General features: G+C 43.4%; 10 protein-coding genes. All 10 read left to right on the top strand.

All coding sequences use genetic code 11. The features are described from left to right. The first annotated feature begins 30 nt into the window (after positions 1 to 30). Positions 31 to 2097, top strand: a complete 2067-nt coding sequence (locus TW77_RS20470) for an LruC domain-containing protein (protein ID WP_046006831.1) — start codon at positions 31 to 33, stop codon at positions 2095 to 2097. 9 nt (positions 2098 to 2106) lie between these two features. After that, entirely contained in the window at positions 2107 to 2667 is a 561-nt protein-coding gene (locus TW77_RS20475; protein WP_046006832.1) for a hypothetical protein, read from the top strand. Between the two features lie 321 nt (positions 2668 to 2988). Then, the gene (locus TW77_RS20480) at positions 2989 to 7485 is read left to right on the top strand and encodes an ATP-binding protein (protein ID WP_046006833.1); all 4497 of its coding nucleotides are present in this window, start codon (positions 2989 to 2991) and stop codon (positions 7483 to 7485) included. A gap of 242 nt (positions 7486 to 7727) precedes the next feature. Beyond that, positions 7728 to 9659, top strand: coding sequence for a tetratricopeptide repeat-containing diguanylate cyclase (locus TW77_RS20485; RefSeq protein ID WP_046006834.1), 1932 nt, complete (start codon positions 7728 to 7730; stop codon positions 9657 to 9659). Positions 9660 to 9780: 121 nt separating this feature from the next. After that, a complete protein-coding gene (locus tag TW77_RS20490) occupies positions 9781 to 10680 on the top strand; it encodes a sulfite exporter TauE/SafE family protein (RefSeq protein WP_052713290.1) in 900 nt (299 codons plus the stop codon). Positions 10681 to 11043: 363 nt separating this feature from the next. After that, positions 11044 to 13152, top strand: a complete 2109-nt coding sequence (locus TW77_RS20495) for an ATP-binding cassette domain-containing protein (RefSeq protein ID WP_046006835.1) — start codon at positions 11044 to 11046, stop codon at positions 13150 to 13152. A 15-nt stretch (positions 13153 to 13167) separates the two neighbouring features. Then, the gene (locus TW77_RS20500) at positions 13168 to 14118 is read left to right on the top strand and encodes a prohibitin family protein (protein ID WP_052713291.1); all 951 of its coding nucleotides are present in this window, start codon (positions 13168 to 13170) and stop codon (positions 14116 to 14118) included. 14 nt (positions 14119 to 14132) lie between these two features. Next, entirely contained in the window at positions 14133 to 16775 is a 2643-nt protein-coding gene (locus TW77_RS24480) for an ABC transporter substrate-binding protein (RefSeq protein ID WP_052713292.1), read from the top strand. 115 nt (positions 16776 to 16890) lie between these two features. Further along, positions 16891 to 17256, top strand: coding sequence for a hypothetical protein (locus TW77_RS20510; RefSeq protein ID WP_156158722.1), 366 nt, complete (start codon positions 16891 to 16893; stop codon positions 17254 to 17256). Between the two features lie 13 nt (positions 17257 to 17269). Then, on the top strand, positions 17270 to 19918 hold the full coding sequence (locus TW77_RS20515; RefSeq protein WP_046006837.1) for an ATP-binding cassette domain-containing protein: 2649 nt from the start codon (positions 17270 to 17272) through the stop codon (positions 19916 to 19918). Positions 19919 to 20435: the final 517 nt, after the last annotated feature.

Below are 20435 nucleotides of genomic sequence, written 5' to 3' on the forward strand. Positions count from 1 at the left end.
ATGTAGCAAAACAAAACGTTGGAGAGTCACATGAAAAAACTAGTTTTTGGAGCCTGCGTATTTTGTGCAGGGGTATCAGCCGCCCCGTTTGACACATGCCCGTCAAAAGCATTCCTGGTGCAGGGCAATACTGCAACTATGTACGGTGTTAATCTGGTGTCGGGGTCGTATACCACCTTTGCGCAAAGTGTAGGCACCAATAATAAACTCAATGGCATAGGGTTTAGTGTTCATGACCGCTACATCTATGGCTGGGATTACAGCAACAAGGATATCGGTCGGGTGGGAAAAGATTACGTCCTTGAGCCCATAATGACGTCGGGGTTTCCGGATACGAACTTTTATGTGGGTGACGTTGCCATTCATGAAAACGCATTTTACGTTTATAAAAAGGGTGCCAGCCTGGGCCTGTACCGTGTATCGCTCGATGAAGACAGCGGCGATTATCTGCAAGCACAGCGAGTCATTGATGGCAGCGCACTCAACCTCAATATTTTCGATATGGCGTTTGCGCCAGATGAGAATGCCAGCCTGGCCTACAGTGTAGACAGCAATGGTAATTTGTATCGCATTGACGTATCGAACGGCACCAGTACCAACCTGGGCAATGTGGGTCAGTCGGGCACATTTGGCGCGGTGTACTTTGACGTTGAGAGCAACTTTTATATCAGCAGAAACCAGGACGGCCATGTTTTTAAGATTGATATAAACAACCCGGCTAACACCCAATTATTTGCCTATGGCCCGCTGTCGAACACCAATGACGGTGCACGTTGCGCAACAGCCCCCATTATTGATGACACGCAAGAGCCAACCATAGACTACGGTGATGCACCCGACAGTTATGGCACGTCGCTTAGTGCCAATGGTGCACGTCATCATATTGGCGACTTATTTTTTGGTCAGAGCGTGAGTGCAGAGCACTTGCCCAAAGCGGCAGATGATGACAATGGCATTAGCTTTTTAACCAATTTAGAAACCGGGTACGAGACGCTGATCTCCTTTACGCTATCTAAGTCTGGCTATGTGAATGGCTGGATTGACTGGAACGGGGATGGGCAGTTTCAAGCTGCGGAGCAAGTGATAAGCCAATATCAGGGCGTTGCCGGTGAGAACCGTATTTTGGTGCCGGTACCCGTTGATGCAGTGGCTGGCGATACCTGGGCCAGATTCAGAGTATCTCACAATCGTGATATTGCGCCTCAGGGGGGCATTGATAATGGCGAAGTGGAAGATTTAAAGGTATCCGTTGTTGCCAGCAGCCTGATCCAGAACTCGACCTCGTGGAAAACGGCGGCATTTGAAGACTTGTGGCCGCAAAAAGGCGATTACGATTTTAATGATGTGGTGGTCAGATATCGTGTGACGACCAGTCAGGTTGGTAACCAGGTTGTTCGCTATCACATTGAGGGGGCGCTTATCGCGGTGGGTGCAGGTTACCACAATGCCTTTGCCATCCGGTTAAAAGACATCGCCCGTCGGGATGTGGATGAAGCGCAGATTGAGCTGACCATTGATGGCTCGCAACACGCTGGCAGCCCGCTGGAAGCCAATAGAAACGAAGCCATAGTGGTGATCTTTGCCGACACCAGAGAGATGGTACCGGTCCAGCCAGGCTGTAAGTTCTTTAGAACTGAAAGCGGCTGTAGTGATATCCAAAGAGCACCTTATCCATTTGAAATTTCTATACCACTGGCTACCAGTTACAACGCAAACGTTGCGACAAGCGCCAAGGTAGACCCATTTATTTTTGCGGTTGATGGCCATTACCACGGTCCTTTTGTTGACCAAAACAATGGCCGAGGCTGGGAAGTTCACCTTAAAAACCATGAGCCAACCGAAGCCTTTGATAGCAGCTACCTAAATCAGGGGGATGATACATCATTAACCAATGGATATTTCCAAACCTCAACGGGTTTGCCCTGGGCTCTGATCATCAATGCTCAGTGGGACCATCCAATGGAGCGCGTGGATATGTCGAGCGCATACCCGCAATTCGCGACCTTTGCTGAGTCGGCAGGCGCACTCAATGCCACCTGGTTCGAAAACCCGGTACCTGACTATCAACACACCATCAGCAACGCAGCACAAAACTAGGAGAACATCATGAACAAGTTAATCGCAATTCTTATCCCTTTTATGTTGACGGCATGCGGTGGCGGCTCGGGTGGCTCAGAAGGGCAAAGCCAGCCTGCGAGCAGCACTGCGCAGGTGAACACATCAAGCACCACCGAGGCACAACCGAATGAAGTCGCTTCGCAAACGAGGGCGACTGAGCCGCAACAGGACAGCACCCAAGAGCAGGGTTTGAACGAACAGCCGGTGGAAGAGCAAGCGTCTGCTGGAGAGGGAATGGAAGCGGTGGTCGTGGATGAGTCATTTGATTTTCAGACCGATGTGCCGCTAACCGTCTCTGTTGCGCCAAATGTGGTAAACAGTCGTGCCTATCTTAATGTTTGCAAGCAAGGTGCCGCGCTCATCAACGATGATAACTGCTTTTTACGAGCACCTGTTGATAGCACTGGATTAACGGTCCAAATTGAACTGCCACACTCAGAGCAAAAGTTAACAGCCGAGATCTGGTATTACAGCACAGGTGTTGAGCCGCTGGTGTATAGCTGGGAGTTTGATACACGCCAGCAACAGCAAGCCTGGACCATAAATTAGCCTGTCACATAGAGCAAAATTCGTGGTGACTCACGATAGTCCAACGTAAAGCATACCCCAGTATTGAGGTATGCTTTTTTATTTTAAATACAATCATATTCCGGTTCTGTGGTGAATTCTCTGCATTGATAATTAGCGGACGATACGACACAAAATTTTTAGGTCAACAAATTGAACCTTCACCAGAGAATATCGAAGGTGATGCATTATGGCTGACTGGATGGACGGAAGCCCAAAACCGACACTCCCAATGTTAAATGTTGTTTTTTGTGTGTTTTTGTTGTTTATTTGTTTATATATTGGTTTTTTTTGGGTTGATTTATGCGCGGTGAAAGTTCAGGCTCGTCACAAAAAGAAGAGGTTACACATCAATTTCCGAGTTTTCTATTTCCTATACATGAAGACTCTGAGTTTCCGAAAACAATAAGTCGGTTTTTTGTTGGCCGAAGCTCACTGAGAATAGATCTTCTGGGTGCCTTAGAACAATCGGAGGAGCTGGGCGCGTGCTATTTGGTTGGTGGATACAGGGGAGTAGGTAAAAGTCAATTAGTTGAAAAAGTACTAGCAGATTACAAAAGCAAAGTTGAATCTCATGCCGGGCCTGTAGAACATAAAGATCATAACAATACTGAATGTAAAGTTGAGGAGGCAGCGGGTAATAGTAACGAGGATGAGCAAGATAAAGCTAAGTCAAAGCTAAAGGAAGTAGTATTCGCAACCAGGCAATTCATCTCAAACATTCCAAAGATCTCAATAAAGATATACAACAATCATTTTAAACAGTTTTATACAGATGTTCTATCTGATCACAAAAGGGTAATTAAGCTTAACGTTAACTTAAGCGATTCAAAGGTTCTTCATTTTCGTGGCGTTATGATGGACTGCATTAGCTTAATGTACGACCGGGTACTAAGTGAACAAAGTTACTGCGCGAGATTTTCTACACGGTTTATGGCGGTAAATTTCTGGCAAAAAGTCACCTCCTTAATACTCTTTTTACTATGTATACCTTCGATTTTACTTTTCCGGGTACCAAACATTGCGAGTCGGATTAATTGGTTCAGTAAATGTAAAAACTTACTGATGCAAGCCGACTATGAGCAGGAACTAGAAATGTCGAGCAGTTTAAAGTCTGGCATGAGCAATGTAGCTAATAAAGCTAAGTATAAAAGAAGGCGGCTTTCAGACAGGCAAGTTGAAAATAAAATGCTCGAACTGCTGAAAATTGAGAAAAAAAGATCCACATTTGTTTTCGTTTTTGATGAGCTTGATAAATTAGGAGATAAAAATACAGAGCAACCGGAAGGCACAAAACGGGATCTCATTGAAGACTTTCTTGGTAGAATGAAGTCAATTCTAACTTGTGGATATTGCCGGTTTATCTTTATTGGCGATAGGGAAATTGTCGATAACTACCACTCTGAGTCGGGTTCCAAAAATGCACTTTATGAAGGGGTTTTTGACCAAATATTCTACGTTCCCAGTTTACTGTCTGACTACTCTGATCGTCGTCCCAATGTACTACATAGTATGGTTTTTGAATATACAATGAATGTACTCTTTGGCTCTAAGAATATGGAGGGATTTTATGATAAAGCAGGTTTTTCAAAACCAAATCATGATACCGTGATTAGTCGTTCAGATGAAATACAAAATAAATACATAAGATGGGTTTTTGGATGGGAAGAGCAAGGCGGTAAGAAAAAAGAAATAGAAGGCGATGATCTAATTGTCTATAAAAACTATCAGTTTATTTTAAACCGTTTTATCCGTTTCCTTACTATTCACTCATGGGGTAACTATCGAAGATTAACAGTTCTACTCCACCAGTTTCTGGAACAGTCAACGAAAGAAAACTATAAACGTCATAACAAGCAGAGTTCTGTACAACACCCCAAACTTAATATTGAGAATGGGCGTTTAAAATATCTTCACCTGGATAAGAAAGAGATCTCCAGGATCCTGCTCGCCGCGAATGCTTACGAAATGGTTTCCTGGGAAATGGAAGCAAAGCTTGGGGGGAATGACGATAAGTTACTTATTTCAACAATTAACTCTGTTGTTGACCTGTTTAAGTTCCATGAGCTTCCTTTTTCGGGTTCTTACTTGGACAGAACATACGAGGGAATAGATATACATGCCGAGCCACATCTTAAAAATGCGATCAAAGACGTCATAGAACATGTTAATTACTCTTTTATTAGGAAGGTTAGACGCGGACTATTTGAATACAGGTTTTTCAATCATCATGAAGAAGAAATAAAGTATATTTCAAAAAGTGTGGGAGCAAAAGCGTCTAATTACACCTTTGGCCTAAGTTCCTACGATAAGGTAATTCAAATATACGAAGCACAAAGACAGTGGCTGGATAGAAGTGGCATTGAAACAAGCTTACAGGCAAGGGCTGATGTAGATGTCATTCTGGGTGATATCAATACATGGGAGCGGTCTTATGATAAAGCCAGCAGTCATTACAGCAACGCGGAACATCTGCTAAAAAAAGTATTGAGAGAGCCAAAAGGTGAAACCTGGAGGCATGACGGAGGACCCAGTTTTTCGTCTCACTATATGCTAATTCGGGTATTACTTAAAAAAGGTCTTATTTCTGAAGTTAGAAGAAACTACATGTTAGCATGGAGGTATTACAGAGAGGCGTTAAATGTTTCTTGCCAGTCATTGGGTATGCCTTACCGCAGTACTGAGTTGAAAGTAATATTTAAAAAGTTATTCAAAGATGGAGATATAAGACATAGGGAGGTTCTGGTTCTTTCCATGTTGTCATTGAACTCTCTGTCGCTAAAGACGAATCAGACACCAAGGATAGAGATGGAAGAGGTAAAGCGCTCTCTTACCTGGAGTAATGTTAATGTCGGCCAGGGAAAATACAATGGCAGTCTATATCTTAAGTCCGTCGATCCTGATGTTATATACCAAACTTTGCTGGTTCATTATTATTCAAATAACTTTGTTGGAGTAAGGGATGGAGTCGGTGAGTTTGTAAAAAAACTCATTGAGGAAAATAACGGATTTTCTAATTGTAAGAAAATTGAAGGGATTGACTTTACGACATGCTTGATACTGCTTACTTGGTTGCAGTCAAATTTTATTATTAAGATTAATGATATAGTTGGTGAGTATGTGGATGGGCTTACCCAAAGGAAAGGGGATTACCATGATAAAAATGATTGGAAAGAAGAGTTTAGTGAGAGGTGGGACAGTTATATAGAGAAAATTTATTCAATCATCTTTCCGCAATGTTCTGAAGAACTCATTGATGGCAGCGTTTCTTTTTCTGACTTTTTATACAAACAATCAGTTTGTTATCAAGACCTTGATTCGAGTAAAGATAGTAGTGTTGAAGGCTGCTTTTCTATGTTTTCATACGTAAAAATGTACTACCTTATAGCTGAATCTTTAATTGAGAGAGGCTTCAAGGTAAGAGCGAGTTATGTTTATTTGAACTTTATTGTTACTTATATAGGCGTTATGGAGATTTTGCCATGGAATGGTTGTAGTGAAAGAATAAATAAATTGAAAGATGAATACAAAAAAAAGTATAGATTTTATGACTGGTTGACTGAGATATTCAAGTTGCACGCAAAAGCTACGCAGGTGCATGATGAAGGGCTGTACCATCATCAAAGAGATATGTGGGAAGAGAAGAGTGAGCCCAAGGATGGTTTTGCTCAAAAGCTTCAAAATCGAATTAACAGTAAGCAGCTGACTGCCTGGCATCAGAGCCATGCAAAAAATACCAATATCATCATGAACCTTTGGTATGCTCAGGCACTGGGTAAATTGACAGGTGTACATCAAGAAGAAGCAGGAACTGCTCACCTCAGGCAAGGCAAAGAGGAAGGTTCAACAGACACTTATGCCTGCTGGGATACAAGTGATATATCGGATAGGATTAGAACACTTAACAACTGTATTGATTCCATAGAAGTTGACAGAGTGCTCCCACAATACCAGAAAAATTTAGCTCTCTTGTATTGGCTAAAAGGGAGAAGAAATCTTCATTTGCATTTGTCTAAAGACAATAAATATACAGAGTTGCCAGTTTCCCTGCTAGATAGTATTCAGTATCTATATATGGCAATTGAAAAGTCAGAGCAACTTATAGGGTGTGGAAGTATTGATTCCTGGCCGCCTAGATCGCTTGTGTTGCATAATTTACTTGAAGCTCTATGTGAATCAGCTAAATTTTACAACTGTATTGTGGCAAAGGCTAAAGAGTTGGTTTCAAACAATCTTAGTGACGAGCTTTCAAATTGTGGCGGGATGGGAATTGGCAGCTTTGAAGGTTACATTGAAAAGCAGAAGGAGTATTTTGCATCTCAAGATAACGCCAACCCCTACGAGTTAATCATTAATGATATGCAGTTGGATATTCTAAACCAAGTTAGAAGTGATTTTTTTATTACTGAAGTAGGTTCAGGCTCTGCAAATAAAGAGCGTATTACGCAGTTTATTCATAACACCAACATCAAAAAAATTAGATTTAAGCTCATAAAATCATTAGAAACAATGCTTAATGCAAGAGTACCCAGAAACTTCTTGGATATTCGTTCTGTAAACATTTTATTGAAAAACACAAGCAGAGATCTTGAGAGCATAACAACGCGATATTCATCTTTCTACCATCAGCTCTTACAAGGGAAGTACTTCTTGTATGACGATTTTAAAGATCCTCAGTTTAAAATTGAGTGGATGTTTTTACACATTATCAAAAATAGTGGAAAAATTAACAGAGAAAAAGCGTATGGATTTAACGTCAAGGGTAATGATGGGCAAGAGCTGAGTGAGTACTTTTCATAGCGTTAGGCGATTATCAGCTTGCTGGCTTGCCCAAAGTGAACAGGTTACGGTCAAAACTGTCATTTGGACATGGAAAATTAAGGCTTACACGCTTTGGTATAGATGATTGCCTTTGCTCAAATCAACGTATGAGCAACACTCATGTTACCGCCAATAATTCGGTCACTGGCATATGGCTAGCTTCATGGCTAGTTAGCCACTTTATTGTATAATTTAGTAAACACCCTTGAATGACCCGGGTTATGTATAAAAAAGCCTTTCTCGCGCTGAGCTTATTTTTTGTTTCTATGCTGATAGTGGCAACGCTGGATACCTTTTGGTTGCACGGTGCCAAAATGCAGCGCCCAGCTCAAGCACCCTTAGTAATACCGCCCGAAGATCAGTTAAAGCAGCGAGACCCATCGCATCCGCTGCTCGATATGTATGCACTGGCCGCACAGTCGCCGCAGGCGGCATTATCGCAACTGGCTCGGTGGCAACAAGACAACCCTGATTTAAAGCCAATCGAAACCGTGTATGTGCTGTGGACTGCCAGACGCGCCGCGAGCGACGATGACGAACGCGCTGCGTTAGATAAGCAGCTCTCTGAATTGGCACAAAAAAATCAGCTACACTGGTTGCAGGCTTGGGTTGCACAAGCCCGGACAAAGGTTGCGCTGCGCACAGGCGACCTGGAAGCGGCGCGCACTGCCATTGTGGAAGGGGCGACGATTGCGCAAAAACACCATGTCGGGTTTCTTTTAACAGAGCTTTATAACACGGCTGGTGTGGTTTTTAACGCAACCAATGAGCTGGTTAAGGCGCAGCAGTATTTTCTGAAAGGGATAAAGCAGGTTGAAGCGTGGCCCGATGACCGCCTGCATGCGCTGTTGCACAATAATCTTGGGCTTTTGTATGTGCACCTGGAGCAATGGCAAAGCGCATTAAAGTACCTGAGTGAGGCCGAAACACTTTACGGCCGTTATGCCGGTGCCACCCCTGAGTACATGTCTATGATCTTGCTGAACCAGTCTTTTGCACATAACCGCGCCGGGCAAGTCAGCCAGTCCAGAGAGAAATTCGAACAGGCGCTCAGCTATCTGGATGAGGATACCGGGGGTTTCTATCGAATTGTGGCACTTAAAAATGAAGCCAGGTTGCTTAATCTGGAAAAAGACCTTGATGGCGCGACACAAAAAGCCACCCGCTGCATCAATATGACCAGCGCAGAACACTATCCTATGCAGCACGGGATCTGCTGGCTGGAGCTGGGCTTTGCGCATTATGCTGGCGGAAAAATTGATGCTGCGCAATCGGCAACCCAGTCGGCCGTGGCGGTATTTAGCCAGCTTAATCACACCCGCTGGCTGCTCAAAAGTCGGCTTTTTCTGGCACAAGTACTGGAAAGCCATGGCCAGGCAGCAGCGGCACTGGCACTGCTGAAAGAGGTCAGGGTAGAGGAAAAAGCCATGATCATGAATGAGCTGGTTGCGCTGGATACCGCCCTGGAAGTGCAGCAAATTGCTCAGGAGCGTGACCTGTTAAGTGCTCAAAGCCGGTTATCTAACCTTGAACTATTGCTTGATAAACAGCGCTTCAGGCTGTTGGTGTTGTGGCTGATCCTGGCATTCACTGGCGCCGGGTGGCTGGCACTGCGGGCCAGAGCTGTGAGCAAAGACAACCGCCGCTTGTACGATTTGAGCTTTGTTGATCCGCTCACCAAGGCGGCCAACCGGCGTTTGTATCAGCAGGAAATGACAAAGCCGAAAAGGTTGCGCACCGATGCGTTATACCGGCTGGTGGTGATCGACCTGGACCACTTTAAACAGATCAACGACAGTTATGGCCATGACAAGGGAGATGGGGTGCTGGCCGAGGCGGCAACCCGACTGCAAAAGTTTGTTGCCGATGATGAGTTGTTTGTCCGCTGGGGCGGTGAAGAATTCCTGATGGTGGCAAAAGAGCGTGATGATTTTCAGGCATTTAGCCAAAACATGGTCAATGCACTAAGAGACGCCCCGTTTAAACTGGGAGACACCACACTGCGTGTGACCGCCTCGTTTGGTGTCAGCCATGCGATGAATGTACAGCAGCTGGGCACATCGGACGCAGCATTTAAATGTGCCGATCAGTGCCTGTACCAGGCTAAAAGCAATGGCCGGGATCAGGTAGTAATGCCCGAAGCAACCCACTAACAGGGCACTGGATGTAAAGGTTATGTCACAAAAAAATCATCTTCTGTAAAGAAATTTTGAGCAGTTTTTGTTCCAATTTAATGAATATCAAGGATACAATGCAGGTACTTAAGGAGAAAGTATGCTGCAAAACACCCTACGCCACAAAATAAAGAAACGCTCAATCATGCTGCTGGTCTATCCCTGCCTGGTTTTTTTCTGGCTGGTAAGCCTTGGCCCGGAGTTAGCCCTGAGCAATTTTCATAAGCAAATACAGATTGCCCTGACCATGGTGTTCGGCTCCTTTATTGCCGGCGGTACGGCGCTGGGCGGCGGCGCGGTCGCGTTTCCGGTGATGACCAAAGTACTGGCGATAGAACCTGCCACCGCCAAAGTGTTTTCACTGGGTATTCAATCTTTTGGCATGGTTGCTGCCACACTGACCATTTTGTTTTTTAAAATCCGTTTTTATCATCGAGTCGTATTTAACGCATTAACCGGCGCAATCCCGGGAGTGATCGTCTCCTTGCTCTGGTTAAGTGATCTGCTGCCAAGGCTGGCGATTAAATCATTATTCAGTGTCCTTTTGGTGTTGTTTGCCATCACTTTGATAAAGCAGCTCAGAGTGGGGATCCAGTCTCATATCCACGAATGTTCAACCGACTACCGGGCCATTCCTTTGGTGGGCTTTATTGGCGGGCTGGCCAGCGGCCTGGTTGGCTCAGGAGCCGATATCTTTATCTTTGCCTATCTCGTTTTAATGCTGAAAAAAGACATCAAAGTCGCGACCGCAACCAGCGTGATCATCATGGCCGTCACCTCAGTGGTGGGCACTTTTACCAATATTGCGTTGCTACACACATTAACCCCCGACATTCAGTTGATGGTGCACGCCGCAATCCCCGTCGTGATCATCGGCGCGCCACTCGGCGCCCTGGTATGTGCAAAACTACCAGAGCGCGGCGTGGTTAATATGCTTCTGACACTCATCGCACTGGAAACCGGCTTTACCACCTACGAGTGTGTACGGCTCTACTTATAGAGCCCAAATCCATACCGAGTCGGTTTGTAGTGGCATAGTGATTTTGGCCACCTAAAATATCGAGTCATAAATAATATTCCTTTAATCTATATACTGTGGCAGAGGATAGAGACAAAGCTTACTGTGTCTTCTCAGGAGCAATACTAGCTGTAAAACGCCTTTGTAAAATGATAGCTGCCTTATGTTTACACCTCATCTCCAACATACCTTCGCATCAATTAACGCGAAATACCGCATGAAGAATGATTAAATCATGCTTTTATCGTTTGACATAATAGGCATTGCATGTGATTATTAATCGTTTTAACCTGTTTTTATTTATATAATTCAAATAGTGAAGGATACTTTGCTCTATCTACAATTATGGATGATTTGATCTGGCCGTTGTCAAATTTACATGTCGCCGCCTCTTTTTTAGCAAGTGATATTAGGGGTACTAGCGCATGCCCAGAATTTGCCTCAGCAACGAAAAATGCAAATAGGAGTGATGTAAACCTTGATGATTGGTTCGAGCAAGTTGCCAACTGCTCAGGTGTTGACATTCAAAGCAATACATCAAACTATCCCGATGTAATTAAAATGTTAAAGTGTTGCGGCCCGTGTATTTTGATGATGCCAGATAATGGCTTTATCGTATTGCTTAAAACTAAACGCCAAAATGCGGTAATACTAAATTACAAGCAACAATTTAGCCTGCTGCCTTTAACAAAGCTCAAAGATATACTCACAAAAGAGCATGTTCTCCCCTTAAGGCAATCATTGTCAGAGCAACTTTTACCATTGGGGCTACCTACTAAGCAGCATGAAAAAGTACTTGAGTCATTGCTAATCGAAAAATTATCAAATACACCCGTTATACAAGCGTGGATATTTCACCCTGCTGCATATGACAACATATTTGCACAATTCAAGCAGGCAAAGTTTTTAAAAGGTCTAATGCTGAGTATTGGCGCTGCTTTATTATTTCAAATAATGTTGATTATAAGTTGGTATGTGATCGGACTCGGTGTTTTTGAAACAAATGATCATGACAGTGTATTCTCACTTTGGGCTTTACTGCTGTTCAGTGCCATTCCTTTTTACTATTTAAGCCTGAAGATTAAAAATAGGCTGTCGCTTGATTTTGGCGCAGAACTTCGTAAACAGCTATTGCAGGGGATCTTAAAACTAAAGCCCAATGACGTTCGCCGTCACAGTAGTGGCCATTTTATGGGTCAAGTGATGGACATTGATTTACTCGAAGCGCAAAGCTTTGGCATGTCATTTATTGCTATCACCGCGTTAACTCAAGTGTTTTTAGCAGGTATCATCTTGGCAGTCGCAGGGGTAAGTTGGTCACATTCAATACTGTTAACTACGCTGCTAATATTGATAGGCATGTTAAGTTTGAAATACTATCGAGAGATTAAACGCTGGCTTGCCTTTGATTTACAATTAAATTGTAAACTATCTGAGCAATTGGTAGGTCACCGGACTCGATTTATTCAAGAAATGCCCGAGCAACGACACTTAGTAGAAGATGAAGACCTGAGCAACTATACAAAACTTTGCGAGCAGCTCGACAAATGGGGAGCGGTATTAACGACATTTGCTGGCCGAAGAGTTTGGCTGTTTTTGTCGTTGCTTCTGCTCATGCCTGAACTGACAAGTGATAATGTAGATGTTGCGAGTTTGTCAGTCTGTATTGGAGCTATTTTACTCGCGGCTATTTCTCTTGAGCAATTTGCCAATAGTGTAAAATATTTGCTCGAAGCAAGATGTGCTTGGGTAAACTTACGGCCTATGTATGAAGGCGCAGCCGAAACCTGCGCAAACTCAACTCAATCTCAAGCAAGCTTTACTCATGCAGACTCAAAAGGCGCAGAATATCCGACTATACAAGCTCGTGAATTACACTTTTCATTCAATAAGCGCAAAATATTGGATGGCTGTGACTTTAGTATCAACGCAAAAGATAAAATGTTGCTAGAAGGTAACTCAGGTGCCGGTAAGTCTACCCTAGGTAATGTAATCGCGGGCGCATATATGCCGCAACAAGGTGAACTCTCATTAAACGGTACGTCTTTCAAAGCAGTTTACAATGAGCTATGGCGTAAAAAGATTGTCATGGCCCCACAATTTCACGACAACTATCTGTTTTCGCAAACATTGGCTTTCAATCTACTAATGGGACGTTGTTGGCCGCCAAGTGAAGCTGACTTAATTGATGCTCAAACGGTTTGCAACGAGCTAGGCCTTGGCAAGCTAATTAATAAAATGCCTGCGGGGTTGCACCAAATGGTTGGTGAAGGAGGCTGGAATTTATCTCATGGAGAGCAAAGTCGTGTGTTTATCGCCAGAGCACTCCTTCAGCGAGCGGATTTAATCATTTTAGATGAAAGCTTTAGCTCGCTAGACCCCAAAACATTCAATATTGCATTGCCTTGTGTACTAAAGCGAAGCAACGCATTGCTAATTATCGCCCATCCTTAAAGGAAATAAACAACTATGGCTCACACTTCTGATACACCTAAAAATGAGTCTCCTGATAAGGCTAGTTTACCTAAGCCTATGATGAAATTTTGGCAGCGGATAAAAAACCATATCTCGCTAAAAATGCCTGCGAAGGTTGCTTTGGTCTTATTAGCGTTAGTGTTGCTTATTGTGCTTTGGAAACGTGCCATTGTTTACATTGAGGCGGGGGAAGGGGGGGTGTTATATCGCCCATTTGATGGCGGGGTAGTAACCGATCATATCTTAACTGAAGGGATACACTTTCTGTTTCCTCTCAATTATGCGGCAATTTACGATACCCGAGTGCAAATCATTCGCCATGAATTTGATGTACTAACAAATCGAGGCTTGCCCGTTACGCTCAAGGTTGCTGTACGTTATCGACCAATCTTTGAATTACTTGGTGTATTGCACCAAAAGGTAGGACCAGATTATCCAAATAGAATTATATTACCGCAAATAGAGTCGGTTTTACGTAAGGGCTTGGGTAACCATACGCCAGAGGAAATATATACCAACAAAGGTATGTTGCTTAGTAAGTTAATCGCACGAGCAATAGAAGAAGTGGGTAGAAAGTTTGTCATTGTTGATGACATCGTCATACGCAGTGTTTCTCTGCCTTCAGGCGTTCGCACTGCAATAGAAGAAAAGCTCGTAGAAGAGCAACACTTCTTAGCCTACACATTTAAATTAAAAGCAGAGCAACAAGAAGCGGAGCGCAAACGTATTGAAGCCGCTGGTATACAAGACTACGCAGAGAAAATAAACGCCACTATGAGCGATAGGGTTTTGCGTTGGCATGGTATTCAAGCAACGAAAGATCTTGCGTCATCGGATAATGCAAAAGTGGTGATCATCGGCGGACAAAAAGACGGCTTGCCTTTGATGCTCAACGCTGGAGATTGGGCGGATAACTCTGAACCAGAGCGACAAGACAAACAATAGCAAAGGCTGAAAAAATGAATAATTTGAGCCAAATGAGTGCGCTCTTTATCAATAAAAGCATCATACATAAAGTATTTATTTTATGTGGTTTATTGTTATTGCTCATGGCTTGCGACACAAAGCAATCCAAACAAATAAAAGCGTTTCAAGAAGACGGTACTATCACTATCGGTGTAGCTTGGCCACAAGGAAGAGGGCTGTTTGTAGAAGGCGCAAAACTTGCTGTACAGGAAGTTAATGACGCAGGCGGCGTGTTAGGCCAAACGGTTGAACTCGTAATCGACGAGCGAGAAGAGGCGCTGTATGAAGCGCTAGAAACAACCTCTATTTTGACTGCTGGTGAAGGCATCAAAGAATACTCCCGTGTTGTTGCAAGAGATTTCTCATATCACAACAAGCAAGTGGTTGCCGTAACAGGCCATCAGTATTCGGCTAGTGCTTTTTCTGCCGCACAAATTTACCAGCAAAATCAAAAAGTGTTTATCGCACCCACGGCCACCAACGTGTTACTCACAACAATGAATTTTGATTATGTATATCGAATGTTACCCACCAATATTGAACTTGGTCATCAACTTTCACAGTTTGCAGGACACAAAGGCTTCAAAAGGGTTGCAGTGTTTAATGAGCGAAGCGAAGGGGCACTAGAGTTAAGTGAGGCATTCTCTCAAGCAGCGGAAGAAAACTATGGTATAGATACCGCTATTCAACGCTCATTTTTTTCAGACATGCCTGAACGTGAGTTCACCGATTATGCAGTTAGTTTTGTACGAGCGCATAGAAAAAACCCATTAGATGCCATTTTCTTATTTACCGATACCACATTGGCAATCCAAATCATTCGAGAATTTAAAAAACGCGGGCTAGATGATGTTTTATTTGTGGGAGGGGAGAACTTAGATAACCAATCATTTTGGGAAAAGTTAGGCAAACTTCAACAAAATGAAGACTCTCAGATTAATATCTCTGTGCCAACAGTATTTAAGTCAACAAGCCAATTAAATAACACATTTATCAGTAAGTTTGAAAGGCAGTACCAACAAGCTCCTGATAGGTTTGCAACGCTTGGTTATGACAGTATCAATGTCATATTGAGAGCGATAAAACGAGCAGGAACATCAGAGCCAAGCAAAATCGCTGACGAAATACGCTACTCACCAACTTGCAGAGGCCTCACTGGCACGGTAGGTTTCCAAGATAATGGCGATGTGAGCGGCAAAACATATATCATCAAATCGTTTATGAACGGTCGCTTTGAATATCGAACTTTACAGGACAAAGCGGTCAGTGAGCCTAGAGCAAAGTCACTCAACCTGTGTGTAGAACTTGATAGCGACGATGACGGTGTGGTTAATAAATTAGATGTATGCCCGAACAATACAAAGCTACAGCTGAGTAAGGGAATTTATCTTGATGGGGATTTCCTAGGCTGTCCAATAGAGACCGATAGCGACGGCGTACCAGATTATCGAGATCAGTGCCCAAATGATGCCAAAGAAAAGTTGGTAAACGGTGTTAATGAACAAGGCTGTCCAAAAGATACTGACGGCGACTCAATACCAGACTACCGTGATAAAGCGCCCAATAACACGCAAGAGGCAATCAGCGCAGGTGTGAATAATGACGGGATCCCACTTGATTCAGACTCGGATAATGTGCCGGATTATCTCGACAATTGTGTAAATGATTCAGTAGAAGCACAAAGTAAGGGGCTGAACGCCCAAGGGTGTCCTAACGATAGTGACCAAGATAGCGTGCCAGATTATCGAGATCTATGTCCAAATGATAGAAAGCAAGCACTGAGTAAAGGCGTTAACTCTGAGGGCTGCCCTATAGATACGGATCTTGATAATATTCCTGATTATCTTGATGCATGTCCATTAAGTGGCAAACGAGAGAAAGCTGGCGGTTTGGATGCCAAAGGGTGCCCTGTTGATAACGATAATGATGGCGTTGCCAATTATAGAGACAGCTGTCCAGATAATGCACAAAACGAACTGCGCTTCGGCGTGGATGCTGTTGGCTGTCCCATAGACAGTGATAAAGACAATGTATCTGATCATGCTGATGCCTGTCGTATGGATACACAAAAAGCGCTAGCAAAAGGTGTCGATAGCTCTGGTTGCCCATTAGACCAGGATAAAGACGGTATTATAGACGTGTTAGATACATGCCTTGATACTTTGGCTGAATCTCAGATATATGGTGTAGATGCCCAAGGGTGCCCAGTAGATAGTGATGAAGATGCCGTAAAAGATTACTTGGATAAATGCCTAAATACGCCAGAAGGTGTTCAGGTCACCCCAGATGGTTGCACAGTATTATATGTTCATGAATTATTCGCCGAGCATTTTGATAGAAAATACAGAATAACCAACGAAGCAAAGTTAACGCTTAGCACTTTTATGCAACGTTTCGCGCGCACGTTGGTTTATGACGCTCAAATTATAGTTAATACTTCCGATGAACAAGCTAATGACAATGAATACATAAACGCGCTACAAGACTTTTTGATTGCCAATGGCATCGCCAAAACTAAGATAGTCACAAGATATAGTGATATATCTAAAGACAGTGCATTATTACAAAGTTTGATAATTAAACTCGAAGTCAGGATGCAAACCCTCCGCGAACGCCCCATGAATGGAGGTAACTAACTTGGCTGTTCATTTTTCCCAAACGTTACACGCTCTCAATGGCGAACGTCATCGTTCATGGATTGGGCTAAGTTTAGGTTCAATATTGCTGTTCTTGTGGATGATGTGGTTTTTTATGGGCCGCATAACACACCTTGCTTACAGTGAGTCTGTTGAAGTGACCCTAGAAGCTCAGCCTGTGTGGCGAATGAAAGAAGGCAGGGTAACACCTTATCGACAATATCAGTTAGATGCCGTGATTAGTAAAGAGCATATTGAAGATGTTCATGAGGGCCAGCCCGCCATTATCACCTTATCGGGAGCTACAACACTTCCCCTTAAACCTATCAAGTCGTATGTTACCCAAGTTGACTCGACGCAAGGCACTGTGAGTGCAACGTTCGAAGTGGATACACTATTAGGTAACAGTATTGACATAGGCTTTGCTGTTGAGGTTGATAGTCAATCTCCAGCATCCTACTTGTTTCATCTCACACAGTAACTTTAGGTTGAATATGCATAACTCAGAACGTCTTTTTTTCATTCCTGAAGTTATCCAAAGCTCAGCGCTAGACTGTGGGCCGGCTGTTTTAAAAGCAGTGTTATCTGGTTTTAACATTGACGCAAGTTATGAGCTTCTTAGAGAGTATTGCCACACTGATATTGATGGCACATCAATTGAGGCACTTGAAAATGTATTAACAGACTTTGGACTCAATGCAACTCAATTACTCACACCAAAAGAGCACTTTTTACTACCTGAGGCGGAAGTATTACCCGCTATAGCCGTGGTTGTGCAACCAAATGGCATGCCGCATTTTATTGTAGTGTGGCGTATAGTCTCAGGCTGGGTGCAAATCATGGACCCCGGGACTGGACGACACTGGGTAACGCTCAAATCATTGCAAGAGAGGCTATATACACACCAGCTACTGATAGATGAGAGCGCTTGGCAACAATGGGTGACATCTGGTGAGTTTACGCAATTATTAAAAGTCAGAATGCTCACTATTTGTAATGATGCAGATTGGGCACAATCCTGTATTGATATTGCGTTGCAAAGCGATGATTGGCAAAGTATCACTAAACTCGATGCCGCAACCACAATGACTATGAAGGTGATACGTTCAGGCGCAATAAAACCAGGTGAACAGGCTGCTTTATTGCTTAACCACAGCTATCAAACACCGGAACTCATTTCGCCTGATAATTATATTGCAGAGCCTGAGGGTGAAGGCATTGTATACATGTCTGGGGTGGTGATAATACACGTTGCAGGTAAACAAAGTTCGACAACCCCAAGGTCGAATGAGCCGAGTAATGACTGTGGAAAAGCAAAGTTTGATGAGCAAAGTGTAACCCCTGAGTGCTCTATTTTACAAGCCCTCATGGAGGATGGCTTGTTACATCCCATGGTGGTTTTTGTTGGGGTTTTGCTCGCTAGTTTTGGCTTGGCGCTTGAGGTGGTTGTATTACGAGGTTTAGTTGAAATGAGTCAGCAAATTAGCTTGTTTTCACAAAAGCTTGAAATCATGCACTTTGTATTGCTGTTTTTCTTTGCACTACTGTTACTTGAGTGGCCTTTAGCGGTAACTTCTCGTGCCATAGGGCGGCGTATTGAAGTTCGTATTCGGCAACGCTTTTTGGAGAAACTCCCCAATCTTGGTGAGCGCTACTTTAACAGTCGATTATCTTCAGACATGATCCAACGTGCATATGAGCTTCGCCAGTTACGTAATATACCAGTCCTAGGGTTTAACGTCTTAAAAATTACATTGCAAATTGTGTTTATTACTATCGGTCTTGCGGTGTTATTTCCACAAGGTACCGTGATTATCGCTTTTAGTTGTATCGCGATACTTGCTTGTACCTTTGCAACTCAACCTTTAATGCAGGAGCAGGACCTCACGTTTAGAACGCATATCAGCGGATTAAGTAACTTTTATTTAGATGCGCTTCGCGGCCTAAAAACCATTCGTAGCCACAGTAGTGGCGCAGCTGTGAGAATAGAGCATGAACGGCTGCTAGTTAATTGGGTTAGAGCGGGTTGGCGTTTTTGCGCAAGCTATGAACATGTCGCACTTTTTAACTTTTTGGTCGGCTCAGCGTTGACGGTATGGGTCGTATTGTCATACGTAGATTTTGGCGGCGATGCCAGTGGGCTTTTAGTGTTGTTGTATTGGATGCTGTACTTACCTCAACTGGGCGGAATGCTTGCTGAAAATGTGCAACAGTATCCTTCACTACGCAACCGCTTAATACGTGCGCTGGAACCACTGTCGGTACCAGACGAAAACACCACTTGGTACCCACAAACATCTAACTCGGAAGAAAAAACGCACATAAAGCAAAATCAATCTCATGGAGCCAAAATAACGCTCAACAACATTGATCTGGAGTTAACGGGTCAACGGGTATTATCAGACTGGAATGTATGTATAGAGCCTTCAGAACATATCGCTATTGTAGGCCAGTCGGGGTCGGGAAAATCTAGCCTGGCTGGGTTGTTACTTGGGCTATATAAACCTACCAATGTGGGGACGCTGGTTGTTGATGGAAGCCTGTATCAAGGGGAACAAATCCATAAGCTACACCAAGAGATGGTGTGGATAGCCCCTGAAGTACAAATTTGGAATCAGTCACTTGCAGCAAACATACTGTATGGAAATGATAGCCAACGAGATGTAACGCCTACTGTATATGAACAAGCAGAGCTTATAGATCTACTCAATCAGCTATCCAATGAACAGATTGACGCCTTAGGTGAGTGCGGTGGCATGCTTTCAGGCGGTGAAGGGCAACGAGTTCGTATAGCCCGCGCGTTTAACAAACCATCTCCACGTCTTGTGATTATGGATGAACCTTTTAGAGGGTTACCAAAAGTGCAGCGCCAACGGCTCCTGCGCAAAGCGCAACTGTTATGGAAAGAAGCAACCCTAATCATTATTTCCCACCACATTGAAGATACCAAAGACTTTAAGCGCGTGTGGGTGATTGAAGAGGGCCAGCTATGTGAAGACGACTCTGCGAGCACATTGTTGTCAGACCCTAACTCGCTATATACACAGCTATTTCAAGCGCAAGACAATACACAAAGAAGCACTTTGCAAGGCACACAGTTTAAGAAATTTAAACTGGAAAATGGCAAATTGCTTGAGGATTAAAATGTGTTGCTACTTTTTGAAATTCATAAAAAACTGCTGACACATGGGGTTATCATTAAATTAACATTGGCGCGCACATTTTGTATTCAATTAATGTATACTTAATCGACATCTATAATGTCAGTACTTTGAATCAGGTTTATGTTGTTATCGGTTAGATAGGAAAGCTTGTGAAACATATCACTCGAAAATCACTCACCGCTGTGTACGTACGCTATTCAAGGAATGTTAATTCCTTTATTTAATCTTCGATATTTGGTTTTAGCAAACAAATAGACAGTCGTCGCTAGTATTTAAAGATAACGAAGCAAAAACTATTTTGCTCGTTCCATTTCCTGCATTTGCCGCAGCAAACGGCATTATCAATGGTCAAAACATGTTATTGGAGGCGGGTAATATTCCAGGGTGAGAGCATGAAAAATCATTTGCTATTCAGTACCTTTTCAAGGTAGCTCTCGCTTCTAGCTGCTTTCATTTGTTTGGCGCGTACGCCTTTTAGAGCTGGACCCCATTGGTT

Origin of the sequence: Pseudoalteromonas rubra (assembly GCF_000967655.1) — a bacterium.
Lineage (GTDB): Bacteria > Pseudomonadota > Gammaproteobacteria > Enterobacterales > Alteromonadaceae > Pseudoalteromonas > Pseudoalteromonas rubra_A.